Below are 12600 nucleotides of genomic sequence, written 5' to 3'. Positions count from 1 at the left end.
CCGAAAACTTCGTAACTCATTGTTTACCAAGGAGTTTTCCGTTTCGACTGCGCCGGAAGTGGGGCGAATTATAGGCTTCCAGAATCTGCCGTCAACCACTAATTACGCCTTTTTGGCAGAAGAACCCTTTTTAGCCATTAGACGCGGGATTCGACGAGCCAGCGGCGGCAGCCTCAGCACTAACAGCAATGCACCTATAGATGCATAGATCGACCACTCCTTCAGATCGGCGCGCACGATCCAGAGCATATGCAGCAATCCAAGCACGAGCACCAGACAAGCCAGGCGATGCAGCTTCTTCCAGCGAGCCCCCAAACGTCGCTGACTGTACCGATTGGAAGTGCACGCCAATGCCAGCAAACACAAGAAACCCAAGGCCCCGACAATGATGTACGGACGCTTGCGCAGTTCGACGCCAAGCTGCGACCAGTCGAACCCAAGGATGAAAGTCAGATAGGCACTCAAGTGCAGGACCACGTACGCGAAACACCACAATCCCAATTGCCGCCGGACAGCTATCCACCCCGCCCAACCCGTGAGTTTCTGCAGCGGCGTCATGCTGAGTGTGATGAGCAACAGAACAAGCGTCCCCAACCCCAACCGGTCAACCAGCACCTTGCCGGGATCCGACCCCAGCGCATCCTGCCAGGCCTGGTACAACCAAAGCAGCGGCCACACCATTGCACAAATAAAAACCGCTGAACGCCAGAACGGATTGCGCATCAATAGTTCTTCCGCAGATCCAGCCCTGCATATAAAGAAGCGACTTCATCGGCATAACCGTTGAACATCAGCGTGTCACGCACATTGGGCTTGAACAGGCCACTCGGCAGCCGGCGCTCGCGGGCCTGGGTCCAGCGCGGATGATCAACCGTAGGATTCACGTTCGCGTAGAAACCGTACTCGTCCGCGGCGATGCTCTGCCACGTGGTTTTAGGCTGCTCGCTCACCAGGCTTATCCGCACGATGGACTTGATGCTTTTGAACCCGTATTTCCATGGCACGACCAAACGCAAGGGCGCCCCGTTCTGATTCGGCAACTCGCGCCCATACATCCCCACCGCCAGTATTGCCAGCGGATTCATTGCTTCGTCCAATCGCAGCCCTTCTACATAAGGCCAGTCGATCAAGGCGAACCCGGAACGCTGCCCTGGCATGCTCTTGGGATCCTGCAGGGTTTCGAAGCGGATGAATTTGGCGTTTGACGTCGGCTCTACCTGGCTGAGCAGCGCCGAAATGGGGAAGCCAATCCACGGAATCACCATCGACCACGCCTCTACACAGCGCAGACGGTAAATGCGCTCTTCCAGCTGGTAAGGCTTCATGAAGTCTTCCAGCGCATACCGCCCCGGCTTGCCCACCTCCCCGTCCACGACCACCGTCCAGGGCTCGGTTCTCAGCGCACCGGCGTTCGCCGCCGGGTCACCCTTGTCAGTGCCGAACTCATAGAAGTTGTTGTAGTTCGTTGCATCCTTGAAGGGGGTGATCGCCTCATCCTTCACGCTGACGGCCCCCCACCGGGTGGAAGGAAGTTTTTCGGCAAACCAGGACGGCGCCTTGCCAGGCTCGACATCCGGGTAACGCGCCGCTTCATCGGCCACAGCCCATCGAGGCAGGCTGGTCACGGCCAATCCGGCCACGGCAGCACCCAATACGTTACGTCGAGAAAGATAGAAGGATTCAGGCGTGACGTCCGACTCACGGCAGTCGGACGCTTTTGGGACTTTGATCAGCATGGCTACTCCGCAGCATTGGAGAACAGACGCACCAATAGACTACGGAGTATGAGGGAAATTACATCACTCGGCGCTTTTGCGGCGACGAAGATGTAACAGGTATTGCACCGGGCCGGAGGCTGCGTAGGCGAGGAACACCAGGAGCAGGATACGCGGCGGATCACTGAACACGACCGCAAACACCAGCACCACGGCAAGGATCGCCACGAAAGGTACGCGCCCCTTCAGGTCCAGCTCCTTGAAGCTGTTGTACTTGATGTTGCTGACCATCAGCATGCCGGCCGCCGCCACCATCAGCGCAACCAGAAAGGACATCTTGGATCCCTGGATGCCGTAATCACTGAACGCCCAGACAATACCGGCCACTACACCGGCCGCAGCCGGGCTGGCCAGACCGATGAAATAGCGTTTGTCGGCAGTACCGACCTGGGTGTTGAAACGCGCCAGGCGCAAAGCCGCGCCTGCTACATAGATGAAGGCGACCATCCAGCCGACCTTGCCCATGTCGCCAAGCGCCCAGCCAAAGGCGAGCAATGCGGGCGCCACGCCGAAGGCGACCATGTCCGACAGCGAGTCGTACTCGGCACCAAAGGCACTCTGGGTATTGGTCATGCGGGCAACGCGCCCGTCGAGACCGTCGAGCACCATCGCCACGAAAATCGCGATGGCGGCAAAGGCGAAATACTTGCTCGCGCCGATCGAGTCACCGGCGCTCAAGGCAGCCTGTGCACTCATCGAATTGATGATGGAATAGAACCCTGCGAACAGGTTCGCAGTGGTGAACAGATTCGGCAGAAGATAGATACCACGATGCCGGACTTTACGGCCTTCAGCGTCATGCCCTTCTTCGATGTGCTCATCGATGGGCAGAAGGCTTTCGGCGTCAGAAGCCTGCTTTGGCTCTTCGGGACGTTCGCTCATGGACATTACCTTGCAACGGGGTGGAAAGTTTCGACAGGTGTCTGGGACGACGGTTCGACCGCAAACGATGCAGCTTTATACCAGAACCGCTCACCCAAACGAAAAAACGCGGCCTAAGCCGCGTTTTTCGTACAAGTGCTCGACTTAGTTCTTGGCTTTGTCGACGATCTTGTTGGCACCGATCCAAGGCATCATGGAGCGCAGTTGCTCGCCGATCACTTCGATACCGTGCGCGGCGTTGTTACGACGCTTGGCGGTCATCGAAGGATAGCCGGTAGCGCCTTCGCTGATGAACATCTTGGCGTATTCGCCGTCCTGAATACGTTTCAGGGCGTTGCGCATGGCCTGACGGGATTCGGCGTTGATGACTTCCGGGCCAGTCACGTACTCGCCGTACTCGGCGTTGTTGGAGATCGAGTAGTTCATGTTGGCGATACCGCCTTCGTACATGAGGTCAACGATCAGCTTCAGTTCGTGCAGGCACTCGAAGTAGGCCATTTCCGGCGCATAGCCAGCTTCAACCAGAGTTTCGAAGCCAGCTTTCACCAGCTCAACGGTACCGCCGCACAGAACGGCTTGTTCGCCGAACAGGTCGGTTTCAGTCTCGTCCTTGAAGGTGGTTTCGATGATGCCGGTACGACCGCCGCCAACACCGGCAGCGTAGGACAGCGCAACGTTCTTGGCGTTGCCGGAAGCGTCCTGGTAGATCGCGATCAGGTCGGGGATACCGCCGCCTTTCACGAACTCGGAACGTACGGTGTGGCCTGGAGCTTTCGGCGCGATCATGATCACGTCGAGGTCAGCGCGCGGCACAACCTGGTTGTAGTGGATCGCGAAGCCGTGGGAGAAGGCCAGGGTGGCGCCTTTCTTGATGTTCGGCTCGATTTCGTTCTTGTACAGGGAAGACTGGAACTCGTCCGGGGTCAGGATCATGACCAGGTCGGCAGCAGCAACGGCGGAAGCAACGTCAGTCACTTTCAGGCCATGGGCTTCAGCTTTGGCAACGGTGGCCGAGCCTTTGCGCAGACCAACAGTCACGTCAACGCCAGAGTCTTTCAGGTTGCACGCTTGAGCGTGGCCCTGGGAACCGTAACCGATGATGGCAACTTTCTTGCCCTGGATGATCGACAGGTCGCAGTCTTTATCGTAGAAAACTTTCATGAATTTCCCCTCTATCAGGCCGTTCAGGCCATTCGCTAATTTGGTTTAGATACTGAGTACTTTGTCGCCGCGGGCAATACCGGTGACGCCACTGCGGACGGTCTCCAGGATCGAGGCGGTGCCAATGGACTGGATGAAGCTGTCGAGCTTGTCGCTGGTACCGGTCAATTGAACGGTATATACGCTGGCACTGACATCGACGATCTGTCCACGGTAAATATCGGTGGTGCGCTTGATCTCGGCGCGCTGGGCGCCGGTGGCCTTGACCTTTACCAGCATCAGTTCGCGCTCGATGTGAGCACTTTCCGACAGGTCGACCAATTTGACCACTTCGATCAGCTTGTTCAGGTTCTTGGTGATCTGCTCGATGACCTCATCGTGGCCGACAGTGGTCAGCGTCAGACGCGACAGGGTCGGGTCTTCGGTGGGGGCCACGGTCAGGCTTTCAATGTTGTAGTTGCGCTGCGAGAACAGGCCGACTACACGAGACAAAGCGCCAGGTTCGTTTTCCAGAAGCAAGGAAATAATGTGCCGCATGATTAAGTACGCTCCGTCTTGCTCAGCCACATATCGCGCATGGAGCCGTCTTTGATCTGCATCGGGTAGACGTGCTCGCTGGTGTCGACCGCAATATCGATCACTACCAGGCGATCTTTCATGGCGAACGCTTCTTCCATCTTCGACTTCAAATCTTTCGAATCGGTGATGCGCACGCCAACGTGGCCGTAGGCCTCCGCCAGCTTGACGAAATCAGGCAGCGATTCCATGTAGGAATGAGAGTGACGGCTGCCGTAGCTCATGTCCTGCCACTGGCGAACCATGCCCAGTACACCGTTGTTCAGGATGACGATCTTGACCGGCAAACCGTACTGCAGGCAGGTCGACAATTCCTGAATGTTCATCTGGATGCTGCCCTCGCCCGTTACGCAGGCGACGTCATCATCCGGAAAGCTCAACTTGATGCCCATGGCTGCCGGGAAACCAAAGCCCATGGTGCCCAGGCCACCGGAGTTGATCCAGCGGTTCGGCTTGTTGAACTTGTAGTACTGCGCCGCGAACATCTGGTGCTGACCCACGTCCGAGGCTACAAAGGCATCGCCCTTGGTCACTTCGCACAGGGTTTCAATCACCGCCTGCGGCTTGATCACACTGCCGTCGCCCTTGTCATAAGGGAACAGGCCGCGGTCACCACGCCACTCGTCGATCTGCTTCCACCAGCTGGCCACGGACTCCTTGTTCGGGGTCTCGCCGATTTCCTTGAGGATCGCGACCATTTCGGTCAGGACGCTCTCCACCGGACCCACGATAGGCACATCGGCCTTGATGGTCTTGGAGATCGAAGCCGGGTCGATGTCGATGTGGATGATCTTGGCGTTCGGGCAGAACTTCGATGCGCCGTTGATGACGCGGTCGTCGAAACGTGCGCCGACGGCCAGGATCACGTCAGCATGGTGCATCGCCAGGTTGGCGGTGTAGCTGCCGTGCATGCCCAGCATGCCGATGAACTGACGGTCGGTACCAGGGTAACCGCCCAGGCCCATCAGGGTGTTGGTCACTGGCAGGTTGAGCATCTTCGCCAATTCGGTGAGCGGCGCGGAGCCACCCCCCAGGATGACGCCACCGCCCGAATACAGCACAGGACGCTTGGCCGCCAGGAGCATTTCTGCCGCCTTGCGGATTTGTCCCGAGTGGCCGCGAACGGCTGGGCTGTAGGAGCGCAGCTTGGCTTTTTTCGGGAAGACGTATTCGAACTTCTCGGCCGGGTTGGTCATGTCTTTCGGAATGTCGACAACGACCGGACCAGGACGACCGGATTGCGCCAGGTAGAAAGCCTTCTTCATGACTTCCGGGATTTCCGACGCGTGCTTGATCATGAAGCTGTGTTTCACGATCGGCCGGGAGATACCGATCATGTCGGTTTCCTGGAAAGCGTCGGTACCGACCATGGTGCTAGGCACCTGGCCAGAAATCACCACCATCGGAATGGAGTCCATGTAGGCCGTGGCGATACCGGTGATGGCGTTGGTTGCGCCCGGACCGGAGGTCACCAGTACCACGCCGGCTTTACCGGTGGCACGGGCGTAGCCGTCAGCCATATGGGTCGCAGCCTGCTCGTGACGAACCAGGATGTGGGTCACTTCCGGTTCTTTGAACAAGGCATCGTAGACATGAAGAAGAGCACCACCCGGGTACCCGTAGATATATTTGACGCCTTCGTCGCGCAAAAAGCGGACGAGCATCTCACCGCCAGATAAAAGCTCCACGTTGTTCACCTCTAAAACGCCAGAATACCGCCCACAAAAGGACGGGTCTTAATAGGTTTACTTCTCAGCAGAGCATGAGCGACGGTGGTCGCCGACTACGTCAGCACTGACTGAGCAAGTATTGGGATCGTCCCAAGTGTTGCGGGCTTTTCCCACCCAGCGCGAGGTAACGCGTTGCGGGTGTAACAGGTCGGCGCGGATGTGCGCCTCATGATCTGCCGAGTGGGTCTGCTTCTGGCAGTCCCTCTACAGCGGACTTTGGATTCTTCTGTTTCGTCCCTTGCAAGTCAAGTCGTCTATGAGGTTTATTCTACTAACCACATGAGAACGCAAGAAAAAACCCGTAAACCCCCTGCGTGTTAGCTTCAATTGCGCAACTTTTGACAAGGAATTGGCATGCGTACGCACTTCCTCATCGCCGGCCTGATGATCGCCCTCAGCCCGCCGTCCATGGCCGCGCAGATTTACAAGTGGGTCGACACCCAGGGCGTTACCCATTTCGATGCTCAACCGCCTCGGGATCAGCCAGCCACTACTGTCGTCACGCCCGCCTCCTCCCCCGGCAAGCCGGGCACTACCGCACACAGCGGCGCCATTGGCGACCAACAGGCGATCAACAAGTCGGTGAAGAAGCAGGTGACAGAGCAACAAAACCAGCTCAAGGCTTTCTGCGAACAAGCGCGAACCAATCTGGCGCAATTGCAGAATAATCCACGTTTGAGAGAGGAAGTGGATGGACAGATGCGGCGTCTTGATGGCTCCCAGCGTCAGGAGCGCATCGGCGAAACGCAAAAACAGATTGCGGATAACTGCTCGTAGGAGCTGTCGAGTACAGCGGATCGGGGTTCAGCGCGAAGCGGTGATCAGTTGATCGAACTCTTTGAGCAAAACCTGCAGCTGCCGATCCTTGCCCTGGACATTGCGCCCGGCAAAGACCATTTCGGCCATCTCCTGAATCCCCGATGCATTCGGCAAGGGCAGATCCTGCTCCAGGATTGCTTTCATGCGCGGCAGGAAGATCCATTGCAGCCACTGCTCAAAGTCCAGCGTATCGACCGAAAACGGCTCGACGCTGGACAGCGCTTCAGCGGATGGCGGGACTTCATCCCACCACCCTTGCACCCGCAATTCACGTTCGATCAGCAGCAGCTGATCGGCAATCTTTGGAAAACGTACATCCATCACGAAGTAACCTTGGCTTTCTGACGAGCCAGTGCTGCGCCCGCGGAGTCGCCCTGCTTCTCACGCGCCTGGGCGATCAGCTCCCACAGGCTGGCCTGCAGTGCCGGACGCCCGTTGGCGAAGGTCAGGCCACGGCGAGCAAATTGCTCGGCCTGCGGCGCATCACCTTGGGCCATGCGCACTTGCGCCAGGCGATAGAGCACTTGCGGCTCACGCGGGGCGACACGCTGGGCACGCTCGAGGCTGGAAGAAGCGCCATTGAGGTCGCCGCTGGCCTGTTGCTGCTGCGCGGTGGTCAACAGGGCCAGCACCGGACCGTCCAGTTGTTCGTCGGCGGACAGGCCACCGGAACTGGCCGACGGAATCCCGCTCGGCGTCGAAGGCATGCTGTAGCTGCCCTGATTGACCGGTGCGGACTGGATCGGCGAGGTATCGATCGGGCCTGGCGTAATCGGGCCTGGCGTAATCGGACCTGGCGTAATCGGGCTGGTGCTGATTGGCGCCGACGTCACCGCACCACCCCCTGGCACCATCACGACAACACCGGTATCGCCTTGTGGAATTTCCTGGGCCTGGGATTGCACAGGACGTTTTACCGTCGTCTGACGGTAGCCGCCGTTCGCCGAAACGCGCTCGCTATTGGAAACCTTGGTACCGGAATCCACCACCGGAATCGAGCCGCGCTGTACCGAAGAACAACCGCTGAGCAAAGCCACGGCGGTAACCGCTGGAATCAACCACTTGTTCACTTGAAACCCTCTTTGCTTAATTCATCCAGCCCTTGACCCAATCCATCACCGTTTCACCGTTGATCGGGCTTTCGCCACCACAAGCGGGACCGGGAGGCGGTTCACTGCCGCGAATATACGGCATCTGCACGGCGCCGGGGCAACCGGCGTCGGAGCCTTGGCCGGTTCGCGAGTCGACCCAGGCCTGAACGATATTATCCGGCTGCGGCATGTCCAGCGGCAACGGGTCGGCCTTGCGCATGAAGCTGGTCCAGACCTGCAACGCACCGGTGGCACCCGTGAACGGTGTCTTGCCGTTGTCGTCGCGCCCCAACCAGACCACCGCCAGCAAGTCCTGACTGAAACCTGCAAACCAACTGTCTCGCGAGTCGTTGCTGGTCCCGGTCTTGCCGGCCAGGGTCAAGGTCTTCGGCAACACGTTGTAGACCGAGCTGCCAGTACCTTCACGCATCACGCGCTGCATGGCGCTCTGGATCAGGTAGATCGACGCCGGGTCGAAACGCTGCTGGATCTGGAACGGATAACGCTTGAGCGGTTCGCCTTCGGCCGTCAGGACGCTGCGAATCCCGCGCATTGGCGTATTGAAGCCACCGTTGGCGAGCGTCTGGTACATGGTCGCCACTTCGATCGGGGTCATGCCGCCGGCGCCCAGCAACATCGAGGGGAAGGCCGGGAACTCGCGGCTGACACCCAGGCGCCCGAGAGTCTTGAGGACATTCGGCACACCCACGGCCAGGCCCAGGCGTGCGGTCGACAAGTTGTAGGAGTGCGCCAGCCCTTGATAAAGGAAAACCGTGCCGTGGGAGCGGCGATCATAGTTCTGCGGCTTCCAGACCTGGCCGTCCGCGCCCTTGACCGAGAAGTAGTCGTCCGACAGCCAACTGGTCAATGTGTACTGGCTTGGTTTTTCCAGCGCCGTCAGGTAAACCGCCGGCTTGATCAACGAGCCGATCGGTCGCACTGCGTCCAGCGCCCGGTTGAATCCGGCAAAGCTGGCCTGGCGACTGCCGATCATGGCCTGCACCTCGCCGGTTTCCGGGTTGGTCACGACCATGGCCGCCTCGACCTCATCCGAGCCCTTGCGGCCAGACAGGCGCTTGAACGTGTCGTTGACCGACGCTTCGGCCTTCATCTGCAGGATCGGATCGAAGCTGGTAAAGATCCGCAGCCCCTCTTCGGTCAAGTCTTCGTCGCGGTAGTCTTCACGCAGCTGGCGCTTGACCAGATCAAGGAAACCGGGGAACGAGCTGTCCGCCAGGCTGCCGCGCTTGGTCACGCCCAGCGGCATTTTCTTCGCGGCTTCGACTTGCTCGGCCGTGGCAACGCCCTGCTCCTGCAGCACATCGAGCACCAGGTTGCGCCGCTCAAGTGCACGCTCCGGATACCGGCGCGGATTGTAGGAGGACGGTCCCTTGACCATGCCGACCAGCAAGGCCACCTGATGCAACTTCAGCTCGGCCAGTGGCTGGCTGAAGAAGAACTGGCTGGCCAGCCCGAACCCGTGCACCGCGCGCTGGCCGTCCTGGCCGACAAACACTTCGTTGAGGTAAGCCTCGAGGATTTCTCGCTTGTCGTAGTGCAGCTCAAGCAGCAACGCCATCATGGCTTCGTTCAACTTGCGGGTCAGGCTGCGCTCGTTGGTCAGGTAGAAGTTCTTGACCAGTTGCTGGGTCAGGGTACTACCGCCCTGACGCATGCGACCCGACGAGCCGTTGACCCAGATCGCCCGGGCAATCGACTTTGGCGAGACACCAAAGTGGTGGTAGAAATCACGGTCTTCGACAGCGACCAGGGTCTCGAGCAAATACGGCGGCACCTGATCGATCTTGATCAGGATCCGGTCTTCGAGGTTTTTCGGGTACAGGCCGCCGATCAGCAGCGGTTCCAGACGGACCACCGACAACTTCGAACCCTTGGTCCCCGACAGTTCGGCCACGTAATCACCGGAGAAACGCACTCGCACCGGTTGCGCTTGCTCCATGCCTTCATAGAACTGGAAGCCACGGGTGTTCAGATCGACGGTATTGCCGCTGACCGAGGCCGCACCCGGACCGTTGGCCACGCTTTCACGTCGATAGCCCAAGGCATCGAGCTCGGTGAGAAAATCATCCCGGCTCAGCTTTTGTCCGACGAACAGCTCGAGCGGACGCGCGTAGACCTTGGCCGGAATCATCCAGCGCTTGCCGGAGAACTTCTCCTGCACGATGGCATCGAGGTAAACGGCGAACCCGGCCAGCACCACAAGGCCGACCAGGCTGAGTTTAAGGGCCCAGCCCAGCCAGGGCCGCAGGCCTCTGGAGGGGGGTTTCTTTGGGGTACGGGGGGTTCGAGTACGAGTCATGGCGGCGGATTATACGCACTTTATTCATCCTCAACAGGAGGCCCGCGAGTTTGCGTTAGGCTGGCTAGACGCCATAATGACCGCCTGAATTTTTCCGACTCTTAAGGATCGCCTGTGAGCCAGTCCCTGATCGCCGCTCTGCAAAACCCGGCCCTCTACCCGCATCCTGTAGATGGATTCAAGGTCATCGAGACCCACATTTCCTGGGTCGTGCTTACCGGCCCCTTTGCTTATAAAGTGAAGAAGCCGATGAACTTCGGCTTCCTCGACTTCACCACCCTTGAAGCCCGGGGGCATTTCTGCGCTGAAGAGCTGCGCCTGAACCAGCGCCTGACCGAGGATCTTTACCTCGAAGTGTTACCGATCACCGGTAGCGCCGAAGCGCCACAACTGGGTGGCGAAGGTCCGGCCATCGAGTACGCGTTGAAAATGCGCCAGTTTGCCCAGGACGGATTACTCAGCACGCTGCAAGCCAACGGCGAACTGACACCCGCGCACATCGACCAGATGGCTGATCAAATCGCCCGCTTCCACTTGGACGCCCCGCGAGTGCCGGCTGAACACGAAGCCGGGACCGCGGACAGTGTCATGGCCCCTGTACGGCAGAACTTCGAGCAGATTCGCCCCTTCCTAAGCGACAAGGCCGACCTGCTGCAGCTGGACGCCCTGCAGGCCTGGGCCGAAAGCAGCTTCGAACGCCTCAAGCCACTGTTTGCCCAACGCAAGGCCGAGGGTTTCATTCGCGAATGCCATGGCGACATCCATTTGGGCAACGCCACTGTGATCGACGGCCGCGTGGTGATCTTCGACTGCATCGAGTTCAACGAACCGTTCCGCTTCACCGATGTGTACGCCGACATCGCCTTCCTGGCGATGGACCTGGAAGACCGCGGCCTCAAGTGCCTGGCGCGTCGATTCATCAGCCAATACCTGGAACTGACCGGCGATTACCAGGGCCTGGAACTGCTGAACTTCTATAAAGCCTACCGCGCACTGGTGCGTGCCAAGGTCACCCTGTTCAGCATGCCGGCCGAGGCCACTGCGGTGCAGCGCGCCACCACGCTGCGCCAATACCGCAACTACGCCAACCTGGCGGAAAGCTACAGCACCATCCCGTCGCGCTTCATGGCCATTACCCACGGTGTTTCCGCCGTTGGCAAAAGCCACGTGGCCATGCGCCTGGTGGAAGCACTGGGGGCGATTCGCCTGCGCTCCGATGTGGAGCGCAAACGCCTGTTCGGCGAGCAAACCGTCGCCAATGACCTGCAAGCCGGCATATATAGTGCCGACGCCAGCGCCGCGACCTACCAGCGCCTGCACGAAATTGCAGGACAGATCCTGCACGCCGGGTTCCCTGTGGTGGTCGATGCCACTTACCTCAAGCATGAGCAGCGTGACAACGCGGCGAAAGTGGCCGAGGCCACCGGCGCGCCTTTCCTGATCCTTGACTGCAATGCACCGCAAGCAGTGATCGAGAGCTGGCTGGCCCTGCGCCAGGCAGACAAAAAGGATCCGTCCGACGCCACCTTGGCCGTTATCGAAGCCCAGCAAGCCAGTCGTGAAGCACTGACACCCGCAGAAATCCTCTGCAGCAAGCGCGTGCAGACCAACGAAAGTGGAACCCTCGACACGGTGGTGGAACAGATTCGCCAGCGCCTGCCCGGCCTATAAGGGGCATTTGCGCCGTGAAGCCTGACCCGGCTTCACGGCCTTCAAATACTGGCACTATACTGGCGTCATAAATCCAACAGGTGACGTGACATGAGCCAGCCCAAACTGCTCGACACCCCGCTGTATGCCTTGCTGCACAAAGACGATATCGCCGGTTTCAATAAAGAGCGCCCCCAGCACGGGACTATCGACATGGTCGGTGGTGATTTCCGTGGCCTGGACCTGCGCGAACTGGACGCCGACGGCATCGACTTCACCGACGCCTATTTCCGCTCCGCCGATCTGCGCGGCATCGATTTTCGCAACGCTTCGCTCGAAGGTGCGAGCCTGGCCCACGCACAGATTTCCGGCGCCTACTTTCCGGTGGAACTGAGCGCCGACGAAATCCTGATGTCGATGAACTTCGGTACGCGCCTGCGTTATCGCACCCGCTGACCGCCAGTCTGAAATGACAAGTCCAGCGCCCCTGCTTTGCGCTCGACTCTGGACGACCTTGCTCGAAAATCGGGCAATTTGATCGCTACCCCCCCTCCTTTTCCACGCTTTTAGCAGCCCTACTGTCAACTGCCTCTTAG

The 12600-nt window shown here is 59.2% G+C and carries 12 protein-coding genes; 3 read left to right on the top strand and 9 right to left on the bottom strand.

Going from position 1 to position 12600, the window contains the following annotated elements:
• Nucleotides 1-102: 102 nt before the first annotated feature.
• From msrQ to ACIO0C_RS21525, 6 genes are all read right to left on the bottom strand, one after another.
• On the bottom strand, nucleotides 103-723 hold the full coding sequence (msrQ, locus tag ACIO0C_RS21550) for a protein-methionine-sulfoxide reductase heme-binding subunit MsrQ (protein WP_401315074.1): 621 nt from the start codon (nucleotides 721-723) through the stop codon (nucleotides 103-105).
• Nucleotides 723-1736, bottom strand: a complete 1014-nt coding sequence (gene msrP, locus ACIO0C_RS21545) for a protein-methionine-sulfoxide reductase catalytic subunit MsrP (RefSeq protein WP_401315073.1) — start codon at nucleotides 1734-1736, stop codon at nucleotides 723-725. Before msrP ends, msrQ begins: the two co-directional genes overlap by 1 nt.
• Before the next feature lie 63 nt (nucleotides 1737-1799).
• Nucleotides 1800-2657 carry a CDP-diacylglycerol--serine O-phosphatidyltransferase gene (pssA, locus tag ACIO0C_RS21540; RefSeq protein WP_401315071.1) on the bottom strand — a complete coding sequence of 286 codons (858 nt, stop codon included), beginning with the start codon at nucleotides 2655-2657 and terminating at the stop codon, nucleotides 1800-1802.
• Between the two features lie 144 nt (nucleotides 2658-2801).
• Complete coding sequence (ilvC, locus tag ACIO0C_RS21535) at nucleotides 2802-3818, bottom strand: ketol-acid reductoisomerase (protein ID WP_007909969.1); 1017 nt, start codon at nucleotides 3816-3818, stop codon at nucleotides 2802-2804.
• 45 nt (nucleotides 3819-3863) lie between these two features.
• Nucleotides 3864-4355 (bottom strand): acetolactate synthase small subunit, encoded by a 492-nt coding sequence (gene ilvN / locus ACIO0C_RS21530; RefSeq protein WP_003176102.1) that lies wholly within the window; start codon nucleotides 4353-4355, stop codon nucleotides 3864-3866.
• Nucleotides 4356-4357: 2 nt separating this feature from the next.
• Nucleotides 4358-6082 (bottom strand): acetolactate synthase 3 large subunit, encoded by a 1725-nt coding sequence (locus ACIO0C_RS21525; RefSeq protein ID WP_401315070.1) that lies wholly within the window; start codon nucleotides 6080-6082, stop codon nucleotides 4358-4360.
• A gap of 396 nt (nucleotides 6083-6478) precedes the next feature.
• Between ACIO0C_RS21525 and ACIO0C_RS21520 the strand changes: the two genes are divergently transcribed.
• On the top strand, nucleotides 6479-6901 hold the full coding sequence (locus ACIO0C_RS21520; RefSeq protein ID WP_401315069.1) for a DUF4124 domain-containing protein: 423 nt from the start codon (nucleotides 6479-6481) through the stop codon (nucleotides 6899-6901).
• A 27-nt stretch (nucleotides 6902-6928) separates the two neighbouring features.
• On the opposite strand, the gene ACIO0C_RS21515 is transcribed toward ACIO0C_RS21520, so the two are convergent.
• The 3 genes from ACIO0C_RS21515 to mrcB are packed head-to-tail and all read right to left on the bottom strand — an operon-like array spanning nucleotide 6929 to nucleotide 10354.
• Nucleotides 6929-7264: a YqcC family protein gene (locus ACIO0C_RS21515; protein WP_180204600.1), complete on the bottom strand. Its 336-nt coding sequence runs from the start codon at nucleotides 7262-7264 to the stop codon at nucleotides 6929-6931.
• On the bottom strand, nucleotides 7264-8013 hold the full coding sequence (locus ACIO0C_RS21510; protein ID WP_401315067.1) for a tetratricopeptide repeat protein: 750 nt from the start codon (nucleotides 8011-8013) through the stop codon (nucleotides 7264-7266). Before ACIO0C_RS21510 ends, ACIO0C_RS21515 begins: the two co-directional genes overlap by 1 nt.
• A gap of 16 nt (nucleotides 8014-8029) precedes the next feature.
• Nucleotides 8030-10354: a penicillin-binding protein 1B gene (gene mrcB / locus ACIO0C_RS21505; RefSeq protein WP_401315065.1), complete on the bottom strand. Its 2325-nt coding sequence runs from the start codon at nucleotides 10352-10354 to the stop codon at nucleotides 8030-8032.
• Between the two features lie 114 nt (nucleotides 10355-10468).
• On the opposite strand from mrcB, the gene ACIO0C_RS21500 reads away from it, so the two are divergent.
• Nucleotides 10469-12025 (top strand): AAA family ATPase, encoded by a 1557-nt coding sequence (locus tag ACIO0C_RS21500; RefSeq protein WP_401315063.1) that lies wholly within the window; start codon nucleotides 10469-10471, stop codon nucleotides 12023-12025.
• A 90-nt stretch (nucleotides 12026-12115) separates the two neighbouring features.
• Nucleotides 12116-12460 carry a pentapeptide repeat-containing protein gene (locus ACIO0C_RS21495; RefSeq protein WP_401315061.1) on the top strand — a complete coding sequence of 115 codons (345 nt, stop codon included), beginning with the start codon at nucleotides 12116-12118 and terminating at the stop codon, nucleotides 12458-12460.
• Nucleotides 12461-12600 lie beyond the last annotated feature (140 nt).

The sequence above is a fragment of the Pseudomonas sp. NPDC087336 genome (assembly GCF_044744285.1).
Lineage (GTDB): Bacteria > Pseudomonadota > Gammaproteobacteria > Pseudomonadales > Pseudomonadaceae > Aquipseudomonas.
Note: the sequence above shows the minus strand (reverse complement) of the source record. Positions and strands in the feature narration are given on the sequence as shown.

Excerpts from the sequence above, each read along its gene's own strand:
- msrQ (WP_401315074.1), bottom strand. The coding sequence starts at position 723 with ATGCGCAATCCGTTCTGGCGTTCAGCGGTTTTTATTTGTGCAATGGTG.
- msrP (WP_401315073.1), bottom strand. The coding sequence starts at position 1,736 with ATGCTGATCAAAGTCCCAAAAGCGTCCGACTGCCGTGAGTCGGACGTC.
- pssA (WP_401315071.1), bottom strand. The coding sequence starts at position 2,657 with ATGAGCGAACGTCCCGAAGAGCCAAAGCAGGCTTCTGACGCCGAAAGC.
- ilvC (WP_007909969.1), bottom strand. The coding sequence starts at position 3,818 with ATGAAAGTTTTCTACGATAAAGACTGCGACCTGTCGATCATCCAGGGC.
- ilvN (WP_003176102.1), bottom strand. The coding sequence starts at position 4,355 with ATGCGGCACATTATTTCCTTGCTTCTGGAAAACGAACCTGGCGCTTTG.
- ACIO0C_RS21520 (WP_401315069.1), top strand. The coding sequence starts at position 6,479 with ATGCGTACGCACTTCCTCATCGCCGGCCTGATGATCGCCCTCAGCCCG.
- ACIO0C_RS21515 (WP_180204600.1), bottom strand. The coding sequence starts at position 7,264 with ATGGATGTACGTTTTCCAAAGATTGCCGATCAGCTGCTGCTGATCGAA.
- mrcB (WP_401315065.1), bottom strand. The coding sequence starts at position 10,354 with ATGACTCGTACTCGAACCCCCCGTACCCCAAAGAAACCCCCCTCCAGA.
- ACIO0C_RS21495 (WP_401315061.1), top strand. The coding sequence starts at position 12,116 with ATGAGCCAGCCCAAACTGCTCGACACCCCGCTGTATGCCTTGCTGCAC.